This window comes from Litorisediminicola beolgyonensis (assembly GCF_042679605.1).
Taxonomy (GTDB): domain Bacteria; phylum Pseudomonadota; class Alphaproteobacteria; order Rhodobacterales; family Rhodobacteraceae; genus Litorisediminicola; species Litorisediminicola beolgyonensis.
On sequence record NZ_JBHTMU010000009.1, the window covers coordinates 50,663 to 70,717 of the forward strand.

Consider the following 20,055-nt stretch of genomic DNA (forward strand, 5'->3'; position numbering starts at 1 on the left):
TCTCCACATTCGCTGCAGTGACTAAAGTCGAGAATGCTTACGGAATATTTACCGGCACACACGAAAATCAAAAAATCTTATCTAGGGAGCGAGTCGATTGCCGAAATTGTCCATAACTAGCGTAAACGGCTCGCATTCGCAGATGCGTCGCGCGGCGGGTGACCTTGAGAAACAGTTTGTGGCGGAGATGTTGGCCGCTTCGAAGATCGGTACGCCACGCGAGGCTTTCGGCGGCGGTGCGGGCGAAGATGCGTTCGCGTCCTTTATTCTAGACGCCCATGCTGAGGCCCTCGTATCGCGACGCGGCTTCGGTCTCTCGGAACATATTTTTCGATCGCTCGTGGAGGCGTCCGATGGATGACATCCGAGACTTGCTTGACGCAGAGCGCACCGCTTTAACCTCTGGCGATTTCGAAGAAATCGAGCGGTTGTCGCAAATTAAAGCACATTTTTTTGAGGCGTCCGCCAATTTCCCAACTGATCCCGGCGAGCTAGAGCAAATCAACCGGATGCTGAGGCGAAACCAGGAGCTCTTCAGAGCTGCGCTGGATGGTATTCAAGCGGCCGTTGATCGCATGGCCTTGCTGAAGGACGTGCGGATCGAGACTTATCTCGGCGATGGTCAAAAACGCAGGATATCTGAGAAGCGCAGCAGCCGACTGGAGCGACATGCCTGAATGTTGATCAAATGCCGCTCATTTAAGATGACCGAATTATCGCTTTATTAGGACCGTCATCGTCATTGTGGCCCTGCATCCGGATCGGGTGGCGCGTCGGGTCGTAGATCCGTCGCAATGGTCAGAAGACCGACAACCGCCGTTAAAACGGCTTTCCGGTGCCCGAAGGCACCTCGGCGAAAGGAGCCGATATGTCCAGTATTTTGACCAACACCAGCGCGATGGTAGCGCTGCAAACGCTGAAATCGATCAACAAAAGCCTCGAGATGACCCAGTCGGAGATCTCGACAGGCAAGTCCGTTGCGACCGCAAAAGACAATGCAGCGGTGTGGGCGATCTCGAAAGTCATGCAGTCCGATGTCAAAGGATTCCGTGCGATTTCCGACAGCTTGAACCTTGGCGAATCTACTGTCGCTGTTGCGCGAAATGGTGCGGAAACCGTTACTGATCTCCTGACCGATCTGAAGTCCAAGATCGTCGCCGCGCAGGAATCCAATGTTGATAGGGACAAGATCCAGACGGATATCGTCGCTCTGCGCGAGCAGATCAATTCTGTCGTTGGAGCGGCCCAGTTCAACGGCCTGAATCTTCTCCAGAATACGAACACGACTAGCGCTTATACTGCAGCAGGCAACGTCGATGGCACCGGTAAGGTCGATGTTCTTTCTTCGCTCGACCGTTCAGCATCGGGCGTTGCGGCGAGCGATATCACCGTATCGAAAAGCGACTTGGGGATTCAAACCGCGACCGAGGGCAGCTTGGCGCTCGCAGCGGCCGCACGGACGGTTGCAGGCACCGCGACTGCAAACGGCGGGACCGCTACTTACACGATTGTAGGGGAGTCCACGACCGCCGGACGGACCCAGAACGTCATGGCTGGGGATGGCTACGCCTTCGATATGTCGTTTTTCGACGATGCGCTGACTGGAACGCCCTACGCGACCTTGGCGGGCACCAGCCCGTTGAAGGCAGAAGCGCTCTACGTTGCCCGCGATGGTGACACGACCGCAGATATCGCGGCTGGACTCGCGGCGACGATCAATTTCCGACTTGCTGAGCAAGGATTCAGCGACGATTTCTCTGTTTCGGTCAGCGGCTCGGTGATCACGGTCACAAACAACACCGGAACAGCCCTCGCGGCATCGGCAGCGGCGGATATTACTCTGACGGCCGGGGGGCAGGTTTCTGGCGGCCTGGAGCTTCTCGGCGAAATCGATGTGACCACCGATGACGGTGCCGCCGCCGGGTTGGTCGCCATCGAGGGTTTGATTCAGAACTCGATCGACGCCGCTGCGGCGTTTGGTTCGGCGCAAGGGCGGATCGAAATTCAAGCCGATTTCGTCGCGAGTCTGACAGATGCATTACGGTCCGGCATCGGAACGCTTGTCGATGCGGACATGGAAGAGGCTTCGGCCCGTCTCCAGGCGCTTCAAGTCCAGCAGCAGTTGGGCGTGCAGGCATTGTCGATTGCCAACCAGGCGCCGCAGACACTTCTTTCGCTCTTCCGTTAAAACTATGCGGCGGGGTCTTCGGGCCCCGCCAATATGTGACATGACCTACGACTAGCGGTTGGAGAACTCAGTGACCTTATTAAGCCTCGCCAAGACTGGGTATGCAGACTGCTCTACCAGCACGAGAACTGCACGGGGGGTGGAGTATGACCTCATCGCCTTGGTCACTCACCGTCTTCGAGATGCCGCGAGGCAGGGGAAAACTGACTATCCGGCTTTCGCAAAAGCGATCGCGGAAAATCGTCGCCTTTGGACTGTTCTGGCATCCAGTGTCTCGGACGCGGAGAACGGCCTACCAAACGAGTTGCGGTCCAGGATTTTCTATTTAGCCGAATTCACTGAGGTGCATAGCCGACGTGTTCTTACAGGAGATGCGAATGTCGCGCCGCTTCTCGAAATCAATACCGCCATGCTCCGCGGGCTTGCTACGGTAGAGTTAGTAGGATGACAGGTCTGGTTCTAAAGCTAGCCCCGAAGGAGCGGCTTTTGATCAACGGGGCAATTCTGGAGAACGGCGAGAAGCGCGGCCGCCTCTCTGTTTTGACGCCAGATGTTCATATCTTGCGTTTGCGCGATGCCATTCATCCAGACGACGCAAAGACTCCAGTTCGGCGTGCCTGCTATGCTCTGCAGCTTGTCTTGATCGGTGAAACTGACTGCGACGAAACTAGAATTTCTCTTCTGCCTCGGGTTGAGGAGTTGAGTAGGATCTTGACCGATGCTGACAGTCGACGCCTACTTGGGCAGGCATCCGAAGCAATCTTGGCGCGTCAGTTTTACAAGGCGCTCAAGGCACTGCGTGCGTTGATCCCAAGAGAGGATCGCCTTCTGGCGACGAAGGCAACCAAGTGAGTTATCAGCCAATTATTGTCGGATCGGGCTTGGCGGGTTGGCGCTTTCTCAATGCCACGCTGCAGGCTCAAAAAGGCGCATTCGACTCTTCGGGTCAGATCACCCGCCGGACCTCCTATTTTTCTGAGAAGATCAGAGAGATCAGAAGCGCTGAAGGCCTTGTTTCGGATCGGGGCCTGCGTTCCGTTGCCCTAGAAGCGTATGGGCTCGATCAGGACCTCGAGAACCGATTTTTCATCCAGAAGATACTAGAGAGCGATTTGACAGATTCAGGGTCTCTCGCGAACAGGCTTGCCGATGACAGATACAAGAAATTTGCGGCGGCGTTCGGGTTCGCCCAGCCACTCGGAAGCGGTGTCCGACAGCCAGTCTCGGTGGGTAGTATCTTGTCGCGCTTTCGTGCCCATGCCTTCGAAACAGCCGTAGGCGAACAAAGCCCGGCCTTGAGGCTTGCGTTGCACGCAGAACGGACGCTGCCTGAGCTTACGGCAGAAGGTTCAAGCGAAAATGCGACCTGGTTCCGGATCATGGGAACCCCGCCGCTGCGAACCGTTTTCGAGACTGCCTTTGGATTGCCAAAGGCGTTCGGCCAACTGGATCTGGACAGACAACTCGCGACCTTTCGAGACCGGTCCGAAAAAACGTTCGGTAGTTCGGATCCCGCGAAGTTGGCAGAGCCGGCAACCCTCGGTCGCCTGATCGACCGGTTTCTCTTGCGAGACCAAATGTCAGACCTGAGCGCCGCACGGCCCGCGCAAATTGCTCTCTCGCTGCTTAAGGCAGCGCCGAAGCCAGCGCGGCTCTGATGTCGCGAGCGCGGCAACCACTGTTTCTACGCCTTGTGCAGCTTGGGCTATCCGCGGCTGCGATCGGGCGCGGTGCCGTCGGACACACCGGACCGCCGTAGGAGGAGCCGCAATCCCTGGAAACTCTCGGCAGGGGCGACAGTCTCTCGTAGTGAGAAAAACGCCTCTAGCGCCGCATGCGACCGCAAGGCGTCATCGACCTTAGCGTCGCTGCCATCGCGATACAGGCCAGCTCGGATCATCGCCTCAGCGCCATAATAGCTGCCAAGAAGCTGTCTGACCCTCTGGATCACGGCGTTTTCCGCCGAGGACGCAGCGTCGGGCAGGGCACGAGAGACCGACCGGAGCACGTCGACTGCAGGAAACCTCCCGCGTTCAGCGATGTCGCGGGACAGGATCACGTGGCCATCCAGCGAACCGCGGAGGATATCCGCAACGGGTTCATCCATGTCGGACCCTGCGACGAGAACCGAGAAGATTGCGGTGATGTCGCCCTGTCCGCCTGCGCCGGGACCGGCGCGCTCCGACAGGCTCATCAGGCGCTGCGCTGTCGATGCGGGGAAGCCCCGCAGGGACGCCATCTCGCCGGATGAAAGTGCCACGTCGCGATGGGCCTCGGCGAAGCGCGTGACCGAGTCGACCAAGAGGAGAACATTGCGGCCGCTATCCCTGAAATGTTCGGCGACCGTCATTGCCGCGTCTGCACAACGACGTCGTTCCTGCGGCGAGCGATCCGAGGTGGTGGCAACGACGACGCTGCGTGCCATGCCTTCCGGTCCGAGAACCGATTCCGTGAAGTGCCTCAATTCGCGACTGCGCTCGCCGACGAGCCCGAGAACGACCACATCGCTGTCCACCCCGCGCGCAAGGTCGGCCAGGAGGTGCGATTTACCCACACCGGACCCGGCGAAAAGACCGATCCGTTGGCCGGTCACGAGCGGCAGAATCGTGTTGAAGAGGGCCAGCCCGGTAGAAAGGCGGGGTCCGAGGGGGCGCCGCTCTGTGGCGGGCGGCGGCGCGGCCTGGAAGGGCCTGCGGACCGGACCCGGCAGCAGCGGACGTCCATCCAGCGGGCGCCCCAGCGGATCGACCACGCGGCCGATCCACCCATCGGATGGCGCGAGCGTCGGTGCGCCGTGATGGAGGACCGAAAGTCCCTGCGACACGCCCTCTGCGGGGCCTTCGGGCAGGCAGGCCGTGGTCTCTGAGGTCAGTCGTACGATCTCCGCGAAGAGCGGCGAACCCTCCCGTTCGATCCGGACGCGGTCGCCAAGCGCGGCGATATCCGACAGTCCGTCGACCCAGATGACCGCGCCGTCCGCACCGCGCACGCGACCCATCGCCTGCGCGCGACTTAGCTCGGAAAGCCCGCTGCGCAGTCCCGCGATTTCCTGCCCCTGCATTCGGCTCCCCCGCTCTGTTGCAAACTTTTTCTAAAGGAATCGGGGTTAAGCCTTGGTTGAGATCGGACGAGGGAGAATCCCGATGTTCCAGAATGTGAACGTTTTTCGGACCGCAATGGCGCTTGCCCGTCATGCAGGGGGCGCGCAGGCCGTAAGCGCGCAGAACATGGCCAATGCCGACACACCCGGCTATCGCGCCCTGCGCATGCCGGACTTCGCGGCGGTCGCGGACAGCGGCAAGGGAATGCGTGCCACCCGCCCCGGGCACATGCCTCTTGAGACCAACAATGGCGTCGCAAGACCGGAGCGCATCAGGGACGCCGAGGATCCGAACGGCAACACGGTCGCGCTCGAGGCCGAGATGATCGCCGCGGCCAATGCGCGCTCCGATCACGACCGGGCGCTGGCGATTTACCGGAATGCGCTCTCGGTTCTGCGCTCAAGTCTCGGTCGCGGGTGAGGGGGCTGTCATGAGCGATTTCGCAAAATCCCTGGCCGTCACCGCAAGCGGTCTTCGCGCGCAGGCCATGCGGTTGCGGCTTCTGTCCGAGAATATCGCCAACGCGGATACCCCGGGCTACCGGCGCAAGACGGCGTCTTTCGAAGCGGTCCGCGATCGGGACGCGGGCGTCGAGACGGTGACAACGGGCCGCGTCCGCCTGGACCGCAAGCCGCTCGCGCGCCTCTTCGAGCCGGGCCACCCTCTGGCCGATGACAGCGGCCATGTGACCGGCTCGAACGTCGATCTTCTTATCGAGATTGCCGACGCGCGCGAGGCGCAGCGCTCCTACGAGGCCAATCTCAAGATGTTCGAACAGGCCAAGACCATGTCGCGGGGTCTGCTCGATCTCTTGCGACGCTGACAATCCCAACCTGCAAGGAGACCAGAATGGACATCCGCAGCCTTTTCGCCGCCCAGCAATATGCCGCTGCGCGACCCGCGACGGCGGACCAGAGCGCCAGCGCGGCGGCCGGTCAGGCCGTTCGCGACTTTGCCGAAACCCTGCGCACCGCAGAGGATACGGCACAGGCGGCCATGACGGGGGGCGCCGATCCGCATGCGCTGGTCGCGGCGCTGTCGCAGTCCGAGCTTGCCGTCGAGACCGCGGTCACCTTGCGCGACAAGGTGGTCGAGGCCTACCAGGAAATCCTGCGGATGCCGGTCTGAGCCATGCTCAACGAAGTCATCTTCTTCGATACGCTCCGGCAGGGCTTGTGGGTCGCCGCGCTGACGTCGCTGCCGATCCTCTCGGCGGCTCTGGTGGCGGGCGTCGGGGTCGGGCTCTTCCAGGCGCTCACCTCGATCCAGGAAATGACGCTGACCTTCGTGCCGAAGCTTGCCGCGATCCTCGTCGTGTTCTGGATGTCGATGAGCTTCATGACCGAAACCCTGATCGCGTTCTTCCGCGACCGGATCATTCCCATGGTGATCGGAGGCTGAGATGCAGACGCCCGGCTACACGACGCTGACCCGCATGTCGGGGCTCGCCCGCGAGATGCAGGTGATCGCGAACAACGTCGCCAATGCAGGCACGACCGGATTTCGGGCCGAAGGTCTGATCTTCTCGGAATACGTGCGCGATCTCGACGGTGAAAGCCTGTCCATGGCGGCGGCCCGCGTGCCGCAGACGCGCCACGTGCAAGGAGAGCTCAGCGGCACCGGCGGCGTGTTCGACCTCGCGATCGAGGGCGACGGTTTCTTTCTGGTCGAGACCGCGACCGGTCCGAGGCTCACTCGCGCGGGCGCGTTCACCACCGGGGCGGATGGCACGTTGCAGACCATGGACGGCTTGCCGGTGCTCGACATCGGCGAAGCTCCGGTGGTTCTGCCGCCCGGTCTTGGCGATGTTGCAATCGCGCAGGACGGAACGCTCAGTTCGGGCGGCGAGCCCCTGGGACGGCTTGCTGTGGTCGCTCCGCCCGATCCGCTCTTTCTGAAACGCGAAGGCGCGCTGCTCTTCGAGGCCCCGGGCGGATACGAGCCGGTGCTTGAGCCGCGGGTGCGGCAGGGGTTTCTCGAGCAATCCAACGTGGATCCGGTCGCGCAAATCTCGCGCATGGTCGAGGTGCAGCGGGCCTACGAGCTGGGCCAGAGCTTTCTCGATGCCGAGAATGACAGGGTCAAATCCGCCGTCGAGACGCTGTCCCGTTAACCGAAAAGGAGGTCCGCCATGCGCGCCCTGAAAATCGCCGCCACCGGCATGACCGCGCAGCAGATGCGGGTCGAGGTGATCTCGCAGAACCTCTCGAACATGTCGACCACCGGCTACAACGCGCGCCGCGCCGAGTTCGCCGATCTCGCCTATGAACAGGTCGCCCGCGCGGGCACGGTCACCGCCGAGACCGGAACCGTTCTTCCCACGGGCGTGCAGATGGGCCTCGGCGTGAGACCCGCGGCGGTCAGCATGGAGCTTCGGCAGGGTTCACTTTCGGCCACAGGAGGCGATCTCGATTTCGCCATCGAAGGCCGCGGATACCTCGAGGTCACGCTGCCCTCCGGCGCCTCCGCCTACACTCGCGACGGCGCGCTGAAGCGCACCGGCGAAGGGCTCATCGTCACCTCGGACGGTTACCCGGTCGTGCCGGAAATCGTCATCCCCGAAGATGCCAGGTCGCTCAGCGTCAACGCCTCGGGAGAGGTCTACGCCCATTTCCTGGACGCGACCGAGCCGCAACTCCTGGGGCAATTCACGCTGACCAACTTCACCAACGCGAAGGGACTCGAGGCGATGGGATCGAACCTCTTTCTCGAAACCGGCGCCTCCGGCCCGCCGCTCGTGTCCCAGCCGGGGACCGAGGGGCTGGGCACGCTCAGGCAGGGCTATCTCGAGGACAGCACCGTCGATCCGGTGCGCGAGATCACCGACCTGATCGAGGCGCAACGGGGCTACGAGCTGAATGCCAAGGTCCTGTCCGCGGCGGATCAGATGCTCGCAGCGACGACGCAGGTGCGATGATGCGCTGGCTCTTGCTCTGTCTCCTCGCCGGTCCGGCCGCCGCCGACACGGTGGTCCCGACACGACCGATCCGGGCGGCTGAGTTGCTCAGCGCCGAGGCGCTGGGACTGGCCGAGGGCGAGACGCCCGGCGCGGCCGAGCGCATCGAGGACATCGTGGGTCTCGAAGCGCGGATCACGCTCTATCCGGGGCGGCCGATCCTGTACCGCGACCTGCTGCAACCGGCCCTGGTCGAGCGCAACGCTCTGATTTCCATCGTTTTCGACCGGGGTGGCCTGCGGATCTCGGCGGAAGGGCGCGCCCTTGGCCGCGGGGCGGCCGGCGACCGGATCCGGGTGATGAACCTGGCCTCGCGCAGCAATCTTTTCGGCACGGTCCTGCCCGATGGCAGCGTGTCTGTTTCGGAGTGACCGCATGCGCCTTGTGATGATCCTCGCGCTCTTCGTGCTCTCGTCCGCCTGCAACCGGCTGGAGCAGGTCGGCAAGGCGCCGGAGTTCACGCCGGTCGAGACATCGGTCGAACGCGACTCGATGATCTATGCCGACCTGCCGTCGAAAGTGGCGGTCGACCGCGCGTCCCTCTGGACCGCGGGACCGCGATCGCTGCTGGGCGACCGGCGCGCGCTGGCCCGCGGCGACATTCTTACGGTGGTAATCGAGATCGACGAGAAGGCCGAGATCACCAATTCCACCTCGCGCCAGCGCTCCGCCTCCGAGGACCTTGCGGTCCCGCAACTGCTCGGTTTGCCACAGCGACTGGACGAGTACCTGCCCGAGGGCGCATCGCTCGCAGATGCGGTCGATCTGAGCGGCAAGAGCCGTTCCAGCGGCGACGGCCAGGTGCGGCGCAAGGAAAAGCTGACGCTGAGGGTCGCCGCAACCGTGGTCGAAGTGCTGCCAAACGGGGTGCTCGCGATCTCGGGCCGACAGGAAGTGCGGGTGAATTTCGAGATGCGCGAGCTTCTGGTCAGCGGATATGTCCGGCCCGAGGACATCTCGCGCCTGAACGAGATCACCTACGACAAGATCGCCTCGGCCCGGATCTCCTATGGCGGACGCGGGCAGATCACCGATGTGCAGCAACCGCGCTACGGCCAACAGGTGCTGGACGTCATCCTTCCGTTCTGAGGTCTCCGCGATGAATAAACTCCTCTTGCCGCTGCTTCTGGCACTCCTCGGGACCGGAGGTGGGGTCGCCGCTGCCTTGCTGATGCCGGACCATACGCCGCCCGAAACCGCCGGGTGCGATCCGCACTCCGCGACGCCCGATCCCGCGCTGCCGTCTGCGGTTGGCAAGCCGCGCGACACTGGAAATTTCACCTATCTCGATCTCGACAAGCAGTTCATCGTGCCCGTCGTCGAGGATGGCGGCGTGACCGCGATGGTGATCCTGTCGCTCAGCCTCGAGATCGACCCGGAGCTGGAGGACATGCTCCTGATCCGCGAACCGAAGCTCCGCGATCTGTTCCTGCAGGTTCTGATCGATCACGGCAACGCCGGCCATTTCGGAACCGGTTTCACTCAGACCCGGTCGCTGCAGATCCTGCGCCGCGAGCTTCTGGTCGTCGCGCACCGGATTGGCGGGGATGGCGTCAACGACGTCCTGATCACCGAGATCGCGCGTCAGGAGACCTGATCAGGTCGCGCGGTTGCGCTGCCAGAGCTGAAGTCCCACCGAAAGCCGGTCACGCTCCTCCGCGGCCAGGCGACGTTTGCGGAGATCGCGCGCCTCGGTCTCGGCCAGAAAGCGCGCCGCCTCGCTGCGGCCCTGCGCCCGCGCCGCGCGTGTCGCCAGCCCGTCTTCGTTGGCGCGCGCCAGGGCGAGCTTCTGGAGCAGTCCCGCCCGGCGCGTTCCAAGCCAGGTCTGCCAGGCCGTATCGACCCCGGCCGTTCTGCGGGCCGCATCCTGTCCCTCGCGCGCCAGAGCCTTTCGCTGCAACCGGGCAATCTCGGCAATCTCCGTCTCGAGCGCCGCGATCTTCCTGCGCTCGATGGCCAGATCCGCAAAGACCGCGTCGCGCTGCAACGCCGCGAGCTTCAGAAGCGTTTCATGATCGCTCATCGCGACCTCCGTTCCCGGGCCTTGAGGCGCATCGCCTCCGCGTAGCGGATCGCCGCGGCGACCGCGCGGTAGAGGTCGACCGGAACTTCCTGGCCGCGCGAGACCGTGGCGTAGAGGGCGCGCGCCGTCGGCGGGTCCGAGCGGATTGGAACGCCCGCGGCTGCCGCGATCTCCCGGATTTTTTGGGCCCGCGCATCGGTGCCCTTGGCCACGCATTCCGGAGCGGCGCCCGGCTTGCGGCTCCATTTCAACGCCACGGCGTAATGGGTCGGATTGACGAGAACGACGTCCGCGCCCGAGACATCCCGTTGCAGATTGCCCTGCGCGACGGCCGCGGCCCGGGCGCGGCGCTGCTGCTTCAGATACGGATCGCCTTCGGCCTCCTTGTGCTCGTCCTGAAGTTCCTTCCGCGACATGCGATTGCGACGCAGATGGTCTTTGTGCTGCCAGAGCGCGTCGATGGCTCCGAGCACGATCGCGATCATCAGGACAAGCGTCATGAACCTCAGCAGCACATCGGCGAGCTCGGCCACGACGCCCGCGGGGGCGAGCGTCATGCTTGAGACAAGCCGGTCCAGCGCGCCGCGCAGAAAGAGCGCGAGGCAAAGCGCGTAGGGCAGCAGCTTCGCGAAACTCTTGGCGAACTCGAACAGCCCGCGTCGTCCGTATTTGTTCTTGGCGTTGGCGATTGGAGACAGGCGCGACAGCTTCAGCTCGAGCTTCGAGGGCGTGAACATCAGGCCACGCTGGGCCACCAGCGTAGTCAGCACGAGCGCCGCCGGCAGAAGGATCCAAGGCAGGACCGGCGCTGTGCCGCGCAGCATGAGCCCGCCGACCGGACCGCTCGATCCGTCTGAGAACAGCGCCCGGGCCAGGCGGTCGGGGTGATCGAGGAACGGCAAGAGCGCGTCGGCCAATCCGGTCAGGAGCGTCTCGCCGAACAGGGCGGCTGTTGCGAGAAACCCTGCATAGGCGCAGGCGGTCAATAGGTCCGGCGCGCGCGCGATCTCGCCCTTTCGGCGGGCTTTCTCGAGCTTCTGGGCGGAGGCTTCATGCGATTTGTCCGCCGCGTCGTCTTCGGAGGACATCAGCGCGGGCCGAACGGATTGACGAGTAGGAGATCGAGCCGGGCGAGCCAGATCGACAACAGCATCGGCGTGGCCAGCGCCATCATCGCGACCGCTCCGAATGTGATCACAGGCGCGCCGACGAAGGTCACCATGAGCTGCGGCATGGCCTTGTTGATGACGCCGAGGGTCAGGTTGTAGAGCGCGGACAGCACCACGAAGGGCGCGGCGAGGCTGAAGGCCAGAGCGAAGGCCTCGGCCACCTGCGCCGTCCCCCATTGGCCGAGAACCGAGGGTCCCGGAAGCGCTCCGAGGGGCAGGGGGCCGTAGGAGAAGATCAGGAGCTCGGCGACCTTCACATGCAGGCCCGTGATCATCATCAGCGCCAGGGCCGAGACGGTGAAGATGTGGCTGAGCGTCGGCAGCGGCTCGCCCGCGGCCCCTCCGAAGAGTTGCGACAGCGACGTTGCCTGCGCGGCGATCGAGCCCGCGATCTGGAGCGCCATGACGGCAAGTCGCAGCGCGAGCCCCAGGATCAGTCCGGCGCAGGTTTCGGTGAGGAGATACCAGAACAGGATAGCGAGTGCGGGTTCGGGAAGTTCGTCCAACGGCCAGAGCGCCGGGGCGACGATGGCGGTGAACGCCAGCGCAATGCCGAGGCGGATGCGCTGGGGCACGCTTCGTTCGCCGAACCCGGGCAACACGGCCATCATTGCGCCAATGCGGAAGAAGACCAGCGCATAGGCCCAGCCTGCCTCCTGGACCATCGGCACCAGGCTTTCGAGGGCGGTCATGCCGCGACGGTTCCCACCAGGGACGGTCGCGCGTCGATCCCGATTTCTTCGAAGGAGAGGACCGGGTTGCCGATGCCTTTGGCCGCCAGAAGCGTCCTCAGGAAACGGCGGCGGCGGGCCGAGGTGACAAGCGCGGGATGGACACCCCGGGTCCCCGCCTCGGCCACGGTATCGGCGACCCGACCGGTCAGGGTCTCGAACGTGTCCGGCGGCAGGGCGATGTCGAGGCCCGGGCCGTCGGCGTCGATCTCGTGGGTTCGGAAGGTCTCTTCCCATTCCGGCGCGAGTTGAATCAGGGGAACCGATCCGTCCGGACGGCGGAGCCCGGAAATGATCTGGAACCCGAGCCGTTGGCGCACGTGTTCGCAGATCGCCTCGGGCGGCAATTTCGGCGAGCGCAGCTCGGCGATGGCCTCGAGGATCAGCGGCAGGTTCCGGATCGACACCTGTTCCTCGAGGAGGAGCCGCAGCACCGACAGCAACGTATCGACCTGCACCTTCTCGGGGATGAGCTCGTCGAGAAGGCGGCGGTTCGCCTCTGCGCGCGCGGGATCGGACAGGGACACCATCTCGTCCAGGAGACGCCGAAGGCTGCGCAGGGTCAGAAGCCGCGGGAAGTTGCGCTTGGTGATCTCGAGGAGATGGGTCGACAGAACTTCCGCCGGAGTGACGACTGTCAGACCGTCAAGCGCCGCGGCCTCGCGGGAGGCGGGTTTGATCCAGCGCGCGGGCGCGCCATAGACCGGCTCGGTCACATCACGGCCTTCGGGCATTTTCGTGTCGTCATCCGGGGCGAGCGCAAGCAGGAGGTCTGGATGCAGGGCACCGCGCGCGACCTCGACCCCCTGGATGCGGATGAGGTATTCGCCACGGTCGAGCAGCGCCTGATCGGTCAGCCGGATTTCGGGCATGATGAGGCCGAAATGGCTGGCCACATGGGTGCGCATGTTCGCGATGCGGATGTCGAGCCCGGTCGCCGGATCGAGCACCATCTCCACGAGATCGGCGGCGAACTCGACATGGATGTCGTCGAGATCGAGCATGTCGCCCAACCCCTCCTTGCGGGTGTCGGGCGCGTCCTGCAGGTCAGGAAGCGCTTGTTCCGCCTTCTGCCGCCGGGTTTTCGTCATCCACGCCGCCGCGCCCAAAACCGCAGCTCCGATTATGAAGGGCAGGAAGGGCAGACCGGGCACCAGCGCGAAGAGCGCCATGAGCACGCCGACTGTGGCGAGGGCGGCCGGATGTTTGCCGAGCTGACCCACCAGCGCAAGGTCGGTCGCGCCGGTCGCCCCTCCGCGCGCCAGAAGAAGCGCAGACGCGATCGAGATGATCACCGCCGGTATCTGGGTCACCAGCCCATCGCCGACGGTCAGGATGGCGTAGGTTTCGACCGCGTCGCCGACCGCCATTCCATGGGCGAAAACACCCATTGCGGTTCCCATGATCAGGTTCAGGAGGGTGATCAGGAGACCTGCCACCGCGTCGCCCTTCACGAATTTCGACGCGCCGTCGAGCGATCCGAAAAAGGTCGTCTCCTGCAGTTCGGTCTCCCGCCGGGCCTTCGCCTCGGCGTGGTTGATCGCGCCCGCGGACATGTCGCTGTCGATCGCCAGCTGCCGCCCCGGCATCCCGTCGAGCGCGAAGCGCGCACCGACTTCTGCCATGCGCGCCGCGCCCTTCGTGATCACGGTGAAGTTCACGATCAGCAGGACACCGAAGACGACGAGACCCAGGAACACGCTGCCGCCCATGACGAAACTCGCGAACCCGGCGATCACGTCTCCGGCGGCATCAGGACCCTGATGTCCCTGGCCGATGATGAGCTTCGTCGAACTGACGTTCAGCGCGAGCCTCAGCATGAGCGACGCGAGGAGCACCGTCGGAAAGGCCGAGAAATCCAGGGGCCGTTCGATGAAGAGCGTCACGGTAAAGATCAGGATCGCCAGCGCGAACGAGGCCGCGAGCCCGATGTCGAGGACCGCAGCAGGCATCGGCAGAATCATCATCGCGATGACGGCCATCAGCGCGAGCGCGAGAAGGACCGTTGGCTGGAAGAGCGCGGCTGTCTTCATCGTTGATCTCCCGACAGAGACCAGAACGGGCGCGCGGATGTGCCCAGCGATACGAGCGAGGCCGAGGCGGTCACGCTGTTTTCCGCAGGAGGTCTCAGAAGCGGGAATGCGGAAGCCCGGGTGTTGGTTGATCTTTCGGCTAAGGCGTGGAGTGGTTCGGGCGTTTTTTTCAAATTGCGACGTATTTTCTTGAGCCGAGCGAGATAGGGCGCGGCGTGACGTTCGGTTCGGCTGTGAAAAGCGCCAACCGCCAAGTCCCAATCGGAGAGTTCGGCATGCAGGCTGCGCAGAAAACGCGCCGCATAGCGTGCGTTGGCGAGCGGTTCCAGCATCTCGTGGTCGGTGGAGAAATGTCGGCCATGCCACTTCAGATTGATCTGAAAACAACCGACATCAATGCTTGTGGTGCCGCTTGCGCGGGCCATCCGAAGAGCGTCAAGCGCATCGGTGCGTGAGCGAAACCATTGGCCGTCACCCGCAACATTCAGGGTCCACGGCCATGGAACCAACGCGCCGTCCATAGGGCGCCCCGTCTCTGTCCGAGTAAGCGCCCTCAAAAGGTTCTTGGGCAGCCCATACTCTTCGGCGGCCAGGTCGGCCGCGGTGTCACATTGATCTCGCTCCGGGACCGTCACGGTCGTCGCTTGGACTGTCGATGCAACTGCCGCGACAAGGAGCAATCCTGATATCTGGAAGAAGATTCTCAGAACGGCTTTTGGTGAGAGCATTCTGCTACTCCGGTATTTGAGCGATAGCGTTTGGAAGAGTCAGGGTTCCGGCGAGACCGGCTTTCCAACTGTGCCATCGCTCGGCTTGACGGGGTCTGTTTCGGCCAGGAGGCCTTTCAGAATATCTCTCGCTCCTTCACTCTCGCTCAAAAGGCTATCGATAACGCTGAGCGGCGTGTCGTCCTGTGGGTTCAGGCGTGGATGCGACCCGGCCAATCGAGCCGCGTTCGAGATGCTCGCTGGCGCGGCGTCCTCAAGGCGCTCCCACCGACCTGCGCGGAGTGATGCATCAGTTGGAGACGCAATCGCCTCATTTGCCGTCAGGCGATCGATCACGTAATCCTGATCGCCCATTGCGATGCGCGCTGCGAGGCGAAGCGCGTCGGCTTCAGGCCCTTGCAGTCCCGCGATCCGAATTTCAGCCTCTTCGGCATTTCCAGCAGCAAGGGCAGCACGCGCGTAAAGTAACTGGCGTTCTCGAGATGTTGCCGGATTCGACAGGGCGGCCAGCAGCGTCTCCGCTTCGCGACCCAGCCCAGTGTCGATCAGGCGCGCAACGAGAGAAAGGCGCGGCCCTTCCGGGAGTTCCTGGTGCGTCGCGAGAATGTCCAGTCTCTCCAGGATGAAGTCCAGCATACGCGCATTGTCCGGGTCCTTCGCGGCCGACAGCATCGCGTCACGGGAGAGACGTCGCCGCGCATTTTCCGTTATCGATATCTCGCCCGACAGCGCTCGGTCGAAACCAAGCGCATAGTTTCCCGAAGCGATGGTCGCAACAATCGAGGCGATTTCGAGCGCCTCGGCCTCCGTGTCGCTGTGCTCTCTTTGCAGAGTTTGCGCCAGGATTGCGGCACTATTCGCATTCTGATCCTGAACCTGTTCCGCAAGAGCACCCAGAGCACGCGCGGCGACCAACTCGTCCGCAGACGCTGTGAGCTTGGCGAGTGAAGTCGGGTCATCTGCCGTTTCGACACGAGCCGCAGGGCTGTCGAGTCTTGGGCTACGTTCCAGGCGTGAAAGAATTGCTGCACTTGCGTCCGGTAGCCCGTGCCCCTCCAGTCGTGAGGAGAGCTCGGGTCCGAGAATTCGCCTGAGCGGCTCCGGCCAGCTGTCAAACGCGCTCAATACTTCGGTCCCATTCAGGCTGCCCTGGGGTAACTTGTCCGAAAACGCACTCCAAAGCGCTGCTTCCGGATCACAGGCCAAAAGAGATTGGGCGAGTTCGGTTTCAATAAAGCCGGTTTCAATAATATCCGCGATCACGAGCAAGGGGCTCGCCGCATCTTTGGTAAGAAACTCCGTAGTTCCCCGCGCTTCGGCAACTAGGCCAGCGGCCAAGAACAATCTTGCAAGTTCGTCCGCTTTCGCGGGGAGTCCGGTTCCATCTACTAATTGAGCGCGAGAGGTAGCGATTTCAGACCTTAGATCTGATGCGATTTGGTTTCGTGAAATATTAAACTGAGCGCAGCTTTCTTTCTTTGTGCTAATCTCTGCTGTTTCCTCAAATTTCGAAATTGGTTTGATTTTTGAAGTTGCGTCCGGCTGAAGATAACCTGATAATACACCTTTAAGGATTTTTCTTTTAATTTTCTGGCGGTATAGTGGTGGCTGAAGCTGCTCGTTCGTCTTAATGCTATTCTCTTTTGTATCTTCAAGGGATTCAATAAGGGATGCTGTAGTGTGGCTTGAATTCATCGGAATGATAACGCGTGGATCAACCATTTTTGGGATGTTGACTTCTTTTGCCAGCGTAAAGTTTGGAATAACGTCGATCGCTGCATATTTTTCTTCTACGGAGAAGCTTTCTAGGTGGCAGTCACAGGAGATTTTTATTTCAAGTCCGCGATTCGTCCATTCGAGCCCTGAGAGTCGGTTTCTATTTATTTTTGCAAAAGCATTGGCAAGTTCTGGCCTTTCGATTTCCGATTGAAATTGCATGAGGAACTCATTTTCTCGCAGCCCAGGCACAAGCGTCCACGAGACGCCTTGGTCATGCGGAACTACGATCCGAGTGAAGGTTCCGTGCTCACCCGTCATGACTTGCGCAGAAGAGCTTGGATCGGCCAAATTGATACCGAGAAAAATAAAAGGAGCCAGATACTTCATGCTGCCGACTTTAAGTTACGAAGTGCGCTTTCAAGCTCCGAGAAGCTCGGCCGGCAGTGAATAGGTGTGTGCTGGCGACCAACCTCAATGCAGATATTGGTCGGATGTTCATATAGATTGGCGATTAGTACTTCCCTGATTAGTTGGTAGAAGTTGGAATCCTCTTCGGCAATTGCCTTCAGTTTTGTCGCAAAGGGTGCCACCAGGCCATACGCAAGAAATACTCCTAGAAATGTGCCGACGAGTGCGCCACCGATGAGTTTCCCAAGAACTTCTGGTGGTTGATCAATAGAGCCCATTGTTTTGATTACGCCCAAGACGGCGGCAACGATACCGAGCGCGGGTAATCCGTCCGCCATTGTTTGAAGTGCATGGCTTGGCATCAGAGCATGATGAATATGAGCATCGATCCGGTTGTCCAGAATTTCTTCGACTTGGTTTGGGTCATCGTAATTCATTGATGCGGAGCGCAGTGTATCGCAGATTAACTCCACAGCTTCGTGATCGTTAAGTATCTTGGGGTATTTTTTAAAAATTTCTGAGTTTTCAGGTTCTTCTATGTGCAGCTCAAGTGCGACCGGGCTGTGTCGCGCCACACGCATAACTTCGAACATCAGACACAAAAGATCGCGATAATCAGTTGAGTGCCACTTCGGTCCCTTGAAGACTTTTCTTATGTCTTTCAAAGTTTGCCTTACAAGGGGCATGTCGTTTCCGATCAGGAATGATCCGGTTGCCGCGCCTCCTATAATCATCAATTCAAAGGGAAGTGATTTCAGGATAATTGCCATCTTTCCACCAGCGAGCAGATAGCCGCCGAAGACCATTGCAAATGTGAGGACGATTCCAATCAAACCGTGCATTGCGCAACCTTAGTGAGCCGTTGGCTGGACACGAGAACCGTCGGATTACATGACAAGAAGTTCTGCATGCAGCGCCCCCGCGGCTTTAATACTTTTGAGAATGTCGATCATATCTCTTGGCGCGACGCCCAGTGCGTTCAGTCCTGAGATCACTTGCGACAGGGTCGTGCCTCCGCGGACCTCGGCTAGGCCTCGCCCAAGACCTTCTGTAATCTCAGCCTCTGTTCTCGGCACGACGACCGTGTCGCCGGGAGAAAAAGGATTGGGCTGGACGGCTTGGGGCTCCTCTTGAATCCGCAGCGTCAGATTTCCTTGAGATACTGCCACGCGTGATATCCGAACATCTTCGCCCATTACGATTGTCCCGGACCGCTGATCGACGACGACGCGCGCGCGGCGTTCAGGTTCGACCAGGACGCTTTCGATCCTGCTCAGCGCATGAGCGGGCGAGGTTGCGCCGGTGCTTGCGACATCAAGCTCCACAGTGCCAGCATCGAGCATGCGGGCCACCCTGTTTCCGAAACCGCGGTTCACTGCCTGCTCAATACGGAGAGCTGTCGTGAAATCCGGTTGACGCAATGCAAGACGCAATCGGGTTACCGTTGAAAGGTCAAAGCCTACTTCTCTCTCGACGCGCGCTCCTGAAGGAATTGTGCCGGATGTCGGGACACCTTGAACGATACGTGCTGCATCGCCTTCGGCGGCAATGCCACCAGAGATGACAGGCCCCTGAGCGACTGCATAGATTTGACCATCGGCTGCATTGAGCGGCGTCATCACTAGGGTTCCGCCAAGAAGACTTTTGGCATCCCCGATCGCCGAAACGGTGACGTCGATCTGGCTTCCAGTTCGCGCAAAGGGCGGAAGGTCGGCCGTCACGAACACCGCAGCGACGTTCTTCGGGCGAAACTGCTCCCCCGTCACGTTCACACCGAGGCGTTCCAGAATATTCGCCATGATTTCTTCGGTAAAAGGCGCGTTTCTGAGCCCGTCTCCCGTACCGTCGAGACCTACGACCAGGCCGTATCCGACAAGATCATTGCCCCGGACGCCTTCAAATTCGACGAGATCTTTGAGGCGAACCTGCTGCGCGACCGCAGTTGAAGTCGCGAGGTTCAGGACCATCAAGACGATTGTCAAAATTCTCATTTCAAGAAATTCACGAGCGAGAGTTGAGAAGCTCGAAGCGTGACGGTGTAGAGCGTTTCCAGTTGCACCTGGCTCGCTTCGAGTTCGCTTGCAGTCTCGTATGGATCGGCTCCGACGAGGCGCGATAGAGCAATGTTTAAAGCCCTGCTCTCGCTTGCGACCAAGGTAGCTGCAGCTTCGATCCTGTTCTCTTGGACGCCCACGCTTGCGCGGAGAACGCTCAGTTGAGATTGAGTTGCCGTCAAAGTGGTTCCGGCATCCTTTAGCAGATCAGTTTGATCGCGAGCCGACAGACCGATCCTTGTGTCTGATGCCAAAACCGCTTTTGCCAGGCCCTTCAGTCCATCACGTATGGCTGGATCGTCAGCCCTGATTGAAAGCGAAGCGACTTTGCCGGATGCAATGGAAAAGTCGGAACGACCGTCAGCGGCGCCGAGATAGGTCTGAGTTTCAAACCCGCCGGCAGGAAGATCGAACCATTGATCAAGCGCGTCCTGAACCGAAGTTAACTCGGGACTTGGTCCGATTGCTGCAACAAGATCATCGATCAGGCTGGTCGCGTTCTGAAGCGGCGCCCTTTCGGTGGCTGCGCCGCCGAAGAGGTATTGCCCACCTGCCGTCGTATTGAGCGCACCGATCATATCGGACAGGGCGTTCGCAGACTGGTCGGCCAATGTTTGGCGAAGTTCGGGTGTGACCAGAAGATTTGCTTGCAGCAGGAGCGGTGCGAGATCCTGCTGCAGTTCTTGGACGCGACCCAGCGCTGTTTGCATACCTGTCGCCAGAAGTTTTGCCTCAGATCCGGTTACACGGAACCCATCCAGACGTGACAGTTGGAGTGACAGACTATGCGCGCTTGCGGAGTCACCGCGCAGATGAGCGGCGCGATCTGTGACGCGCCCCGTTGTGAGCGCCAAGCCGAGTTCAGAGACTTGCATCTTGAGCCGACCTTGATGGGCTCTCGCCAGGAAACTTTGCGCCATATCGCCGATCGAAATCATCATGAGT

The 20,055-nt window shown here is 61.3% G+C and carries 25 protein-coding genes; 15 read left to right on the plus strand and 10 right to left on the minus strand.

From position 1 onward, the window contains the following. The first annotated feature begins 187 nt into the window (after positions 1-187). The 6 genes from ACFQ4E_RS07165 to ACFQ4E_RS07190 all read left to right on the plus strand — a co-directional run bounded on the left by ACFQ4E_RS07165 (position 188) and on the right by ACFQ4E_RS07190 (position 3,846). Positions 188-361: a rod-binding protein gene (locus ACFQ4E_RS07165; RefSeq protein ID WP_386802309.1), complete on the plus strand. Its 174-nt coding sequence runs from the start codon at positions 188-190 to the stop codon at positions 359-361. After that, positions 354-677: a hypothetical protein gene (locus ACFQ4E_RS07170; protein ID WP_386802258.1), complete on the plus strand. Its 324-nt coding sequence runs from the start codon at positions 354-356 to the stop codon at positions 675-677. The genes ACFQ4E_RS07165 and ACFQ4E_RS07170 overlap by 8 nt, the downstream gene beginning before the upstream one ends. A 191-nt stretch (positions 678-868) precedes the next feature. Beyond that, positions 869-2,188 carry a flagellin N-terminal helical domain-containing protein gene (locus ACFQ4E_RS07175; protein ID WP_386802259.1) on the plus strand — a complete coding sequence of 440 codons (1,320 nt, stop codon included), beginning with the start codon at positions 869-871 and terminating at the stop codon, positions 2,186-2,188. A gap of 70 nt (positions 2,189-2,258) precedes the next feature. Further along, positions 2,259-2,636 carry a flagellar biosynthesis regulator FlaF gene (flaF, locus tag ACFQ4E_RS07180; RefSeq protein ID WP_386802260.1) on the plus strand — a complete coding sequence of 126 codons (378 nt, stop codon included), beginning with the start codon at positions 2,259-2,261 and terminating at the stop codon, positions 2,634-2,636. Continuing rightward, positions 2,633-3,040 (plus strand): flagellar biosynthesis repressor FlbT, encoded by a 408-nt coding sequence (gene flbT / locus ACFQ4E_RS07185; protein WP_386802261.1) that lies wholly within the window; start codon positions 2,633-2,635, stop codon positions 3,038-3,040. Before flaF ends, flbT begins: the two co-directional genes overlap by 4 nt. Further along, on the plus strand, positions 3,037-3,846 hold the full coding sequence (locus tag ACFQ4E_RS07190; RefSeq protein ID WP_386802262.1) for a DUF1217 domain-containing protein: 810 nt from the start codon (positions 3,037-3,039) through the stop codon (positions 3,844-3,846). Before flbT ends, ACFQ4E_RS07190 begins: the two co-directional genes overlap by 4 nt. Before the next feature lie 47 nt (positions 3,847-3,893). Here the strand turns inward: ACFQ4E_RS07190 and ACFQ4E_RS07195 are convergent, their stop codons facing one another. Beyond that, positions 3,894-5,249 (minus strand): FliI/YscN family ATPase, encoded by a 1,356-nt coding sequence (locus tag ACFQ4E_RS07195; RefSeq protein WP_386802263.1) that lies wholly within the window; start codon positions 5,247-5,249, stop codon positions 3,894-3,896. An 82-nt stretch (positions 5,250-5,331) separates the two neighbouring features. Here ACFQ4E_RS07195 and ACFQ4E_RS07200 point away from each other — a divergent pair, with 82 nt between their 5' ends. The 9 genes from ACFQ4E_RS07200 to ACFQ4E_RS07240 are packed head-to-tail and all read left to right on the plus strand — an operon-like array spanning position 5,332 to position 9,842. Next, positions 5,332-5,709 (plus strand): FlgB family protein, encoded by a 378-nt coding sequence (locus tag ACFQ4E_RS07200; protein WP_386802264.1) that lies wholly within the window; start codon positions 5,332-5,334, stop codon positions 5,707-5,709. 10 nt (positions 5,710-5,719) lie between these two features. Then, a complete protein-coding gene (gene flgC, locus ACFQ4E_RS07205; RefSeq protein ID WP_386802265.1) occupies positions 5,720-6,112 on the plus strand; it encodes a flagellar basal body rod protein FlgC in 393 nt (130 codons plus the stop codon). Between the two features lie 26 nt (positions 6,113-6,138). Beyond that, positions 6,139-6,417: a flagellar hook-basal body complex protein FliE gene (gene fliE / locus ACFQ4E_RS07210; protein ID WP_386802266.1), complete on the plus strand. Its 279-nt coding sequence runs from the start codon at positions 6,139-6,141 to the stop codon at positions 6,415-6,417. 3 nt (positions 6,418-6,420) lie between these two features. After that, positions 6,421-6,690 carry a flagellar biosynthetic protein FliQ gene (locus ACFQ4E_RS07215; RefSeq protein ID WP_386802267.1) on the plus strand — a complete coding sequence of 90 codons (270 nt, stop codon included), beginning with the start codon at positions 6,421-6,423 and terminating at the stop codon, positions 6,688-6,690. Between the two features lies 1 nt (position 6,691). Further along, positions 6,692-7,402 carry a flagellar hook-basal body complex protein gene (locus ACFQ4E_RS07220; protein ID WP_386802268.1) on the plus strand — a complete coding sequence of 237 codons (711 nt, stop codon included), beginning with the start codon at positions 6,692-6,694 and terminating at the stop codon, positions 7,400-7,402. An 18-nt stretch (positions 7,403-7,420) separates the two neighbouring features. Next, positions 7,421-8,206, plus strand: coding sequence for a flagellar basal-body rod protein FlgG (gene flgG, locus ACFQ4E_RS07225; protein ID WP_386802269.1), 786 nt, complete (start codon positions 7,421-7,423; stop codon positions 8,204-8,206). After that, the gene (flgA, locus tag ACFQ4E_RS07230; RefSeq protein WP_386802270.1) at positions 8,206-8,616 is read left to right on the plus strand and encodes a flagellar basal body P-ring formation chaperone FlgA; all 411 of its coding nucleotides are present in this window, start codon (positions 8,206-8,208) and stop codon (positions 8,614-8,616) included. The genes flgG and flgA overlap by 1 nt, the downstream gene beginning before the upstream one ends. Before the next feature lie 4 nt (positions 8,617-8,620). Further along, positions 8,621-9,334, plus strand: coding sequence for a flagellar basal body L-ring protein FlgH (flgH, locus tag ACFQ4E_RS07235; RefSeq protein WP_386802271.1), 714 nt, complete (start codon positions 8,621-8,623; stop codon positions 9,332-9,334). Positions 9,335-9,344: 10 nt separating this feature from the next. After that, entirely contained in the window at positions 9,345-9,842 is a 498-nt protein-coding gene (locus tag ACFQ4E_RS07240) for a flagellar basal body-associated FliL family protein (protein WP_386802272.1), read from the plus strand. Here the strand turns inward: ACFQ4E_RS07240 and ACFQ4E_RS07245 are convergent, their stop codons facing one another. The 9 genes from ACFQ4E_RS07245 to ACFQ4E_RS07285 are packed head-to-tail and all read right to left on the minus strand — an operon-like array spanning position 9,843 to position 20,051. After that, entirely contained in the window at positions 9,843-10,268 is a 426-nt protein-coding gene (locus ACFQ4E_RS07245) for a hypothetical protein (protein ID WP_386802273.1), read from the minus strand. Then, positions 10,265-11,356: an EscU/YscU/HrcU family type III secretion system export apparatus switch protein gene (locus ACFQ4E_RS07250; RefSeq protein ID WP_386802274.1), complete on the minus strand. Its 1,092-nt coding sequence runs from the start codon at positions 11,354-11,356 to the stop codon at positions 10,265-10,267. The genes ACFQ4E_RS07245 and ACFQ4E_RS07250 overlap by 4 nt, the downstream gene beginning before the upstream one ends. Next, positions 11,356-12,129 (minus strand): flagellar biosynthetic protein FliR, encoded by a 774-nt coding sequence (locus ACFQ4E_RS07255; RefSeq protein WP_386802275.1) that lies wholly within the window; start codon positions 12,127-12,129, stop codon positions 11,356-11,358. The genes ACFQ4E_RS07250 and ACFQ4E_RS07255 overlap by 1 nt, the downstream gene beginning before the upstream one ends. Then, the gene (gene flhA, locus ACFQ4E_RS07260; protein ID WP_386802276.1) at positions 12,126-14,201 is read right to left on the minus strand and encodes a flagellar biosynthesis protein FlhA; all 2,076 of its coding nucleotides are present in this window, start codon (positions 14,199-14,201) and stop codon (positions 12,126-12,128) included. Before flhA ends, ACFQ4E_RS07255 begins: the two co-directional genes overlap by 4 nt. After that, a complete protein-coding gene (locus tag ACFQ4E_RS07265) occupies positions 14,198-14,929 on the minus strand; it encodes a lytic transglycosylase domain-containing protein (RefSeq protein WP_386802277.1) in 732 nt (243 codons plus the stop codon). The genes flhA and ACFQ4E_RS07265 overlap by 4 nt, the downstream gene beginning before the upstream one ends. A gap of 39 nt (positions 14,930-14,968) precedes the next feature. Continuing rightward, on the minus strand, positions 14,969-17,035 hold the full coding sequence (locus tag ACFQ4E_RS07270; RefSeq protein WP_386802278.1) for a hypothetical protein: 2,067 nt from the start codon (positions 17,033-17,035) through the stop codon (positions 14,969-14,971). Beyond that, positions 17,032-17,898, minus strand: a complete 867-nt coding sequence (gene motA / locus ACFQ4E_RS07275) for a flagellar motor stator protein MotA (RefSeq protein ID WP_386802279.1) — start codon at positions 17,896-17,898, stop codon at positions 17,032-17,034. Before motA ends, ACFQ4E_RS07270 begins: the two co-directional genes overlap by 4 nt. Before the next feature lie 45 nt (positions 17,899-17,943). Beyond that, complete coding sequence (locus ACFQ4E_RS07280) at positions 17,944-19,023, minus strand: flagellar basal body P-ring protein FlgI (protein ID WP_386802280.1); 1,080 nt, start codon at positions 19,021-19,023, stop codon at positions 17,944-17,946. A 20-nt stretch (positions 19,024-19,043) separates the two neighbouring features. Then, positions 19,044-20,051 carry a flagellin gene (locus ACFQ4E_RS07285; RefSeq protein ID WP_386802281.1) on the minus strand — a complete coding sequence of 336 codons (1,008 nt, stop codon included), beginning with the start codon at positions 20,049-20,051 and terminating at the stop codon, positions 19,044-19,046. Positions 20,052-20,055: the final 4 nt, after the last annotated feature.

Excerpts from the sequence above, each read along its gene's own strand:
- ACFQ4E_RS07165 (WP_386802309.1), top strand. The coding sequence starts at position 188 with ATGTTGGCCGCTTCGAAGATCGGTACGCCACGCGAGGCTTTCGGCGGC.
- ACFQ4E_RS07170 (WP_386802258.1), top strand. The coding sequence starts at position 354 with ATGGATGACATCCGAGACTTGCTTGACGCAGAGCGCACCGCTTTAACC.
- ACFQ4E_RS07175 (WP_386802259.1), top strand. The coding sequence starts at position 869 with ATGTCCAGTATTTTGACCAACACCAGCGCGATGGTAGCGCTGCAAACG.
- flbT (WP_386802261.1), top strand. The coding sequence starts at position 2,633 with ATGACAGGTCTGGTTCTAAAGCTAGCCCCGAAGGAGCGGCTTTTGATC.
- ACFQ4E_RS07195 (WP_386802263.1), bottom strand. The coding sequence starts at position 5,249 with ATGCAGGGGCAGGAAATCGCGGGACTGCGCAGCGGGCTTTCCGAGCTA.
- ACFQ4E_RS07200 (WP_386802264.1), top strand. The coding sequence starts at position 5,332 with ATGTTCCAGAATGTGAACGTTTTTCGGACCGCAATGGCGCTTGCCCGT.
- flgC (WP_386802265.1), top strand. The coding sequence starts at position 5,720 with ATGAGCGATTTCGCAAAATCCCTGGCCGTCACCGCAAGCGGTCTTCGC.
- fliE (WP_386802266.1), top strand. The coding sequence starts at position 6,139 with ATGGACATCCGCAGCCTTTTCGCCGCCCAGCAATATGCCGCTGCGCGA.
- ACFQ4E_RS07215 (WP_386802267.1), top strand. The coding sequence starts at position 6,421 with ATGCTCAACGAAGTCATCTTCTTCGATACGCTCCGGCAGGGCTTGTGG.
- ACFQ4E_RS07220 (WP_386802268.1), top strand. The coding sequence starts at position 6,692 with ATGCAGACGCCCGGCTACACGACGCTGACCCGCATGTCGGGGCTCGCC.
- flgG (WP_386802269.1), top strand. The coding sequence starts at position 7,421 with ATGCGCGCCCTGAAAATCGCCGCCACCGGCATGACCGCGCAGCAGATG.
- flgA (WP_386802270.1), top strand. The coding sequence starts at position 8,206 with ATGCGCTGGCTCTTGCTCTGTCTCCTCGCCGGTCCGGCCGCCGCCGAC.
- flgH (WP_386802271.1), top strand. The coding sequence starts at position 8,621 with ATGCGCCTTGTGATGATCCTCGCGCTCTTCGTGCTCTCGTCCGCCTGC.
- ACFQ4E_RS07240 (WP_386802272.1), top strand. The coding sequence starts at position 9,345 with ATGAATAAACTCCTCTTGCCGCTGCTTCTGGCACTCCTCGGGACCGGA.
- ACFQ4E_RS07245 (WP_386802273.1), bottom strand. The coding sequence starts at position 10,268 with ATGAGCGATCATGAAACGCTTCTGAAGCTCGCGGCGTTGCAGCGCGAC.
- ACFQ4E_RS07250 (WP_386802274.1), bottom strand. The coding sequence starts at position 11,356 with ATGTCCTCCGAAGACGACGCGGCGGACAAATCGCATGAAGCCTCCGCC.
- ACFQ4E_RS07255 (WP_386802275.1), bottom strand. The coding sequence starts at position 12,129 with ATGACCGCCCTCGAAAGCCTGGTGCCGATGGTCCAGGAGGCAGGCTGG.
- flhA (WP_386802276.1), bottom strand. The coding sequence starts at position 14,201 with ATGAAGACAGCCGCGCTCTTCCAGCCAACGGTCCTTCTCGCGCTCGCG.
- ACFQ4E_RS07265 (WP_386802277.1), bottom strand. The coding sequence starts at position 14,929 with ATGCTCTCACCAAAAGCCGTTCTGAGAATCTTCTTCCAGATATCAGGA.
- ACFQ4E_RS07270 (WP_386802278.1), bottom strand. The coding sequence starts at position 17,035 with ATGAAGTATCTGGCTCCTTTTATTTTTCTCGGTATCAATTTGGCCGAT.
- motA (WP_386802279.1), bottom strand. The coding sequence starts at position 17,898 with ATGCACGGTTTGATTGGAATCGTCCTCACATTTGCAATGGTCTTCGGC.
- ACFQ4E_RS07280 (WP_386802280.1), bottom strand. The coding sequence starts at position 19,023 with ATGGTCCTGAACCTCGCGACTTCAACTGCGGTCGCGCAGCAGGTTCGC.
- ACFQ4E_RS07285 (WP_386802281.1), bottom strand. The coding sequence starts at position 20,051 with ATGATGATTTCGATCGGCGATATGGCGCAAAGTTTCCTGGCGAGAGCC.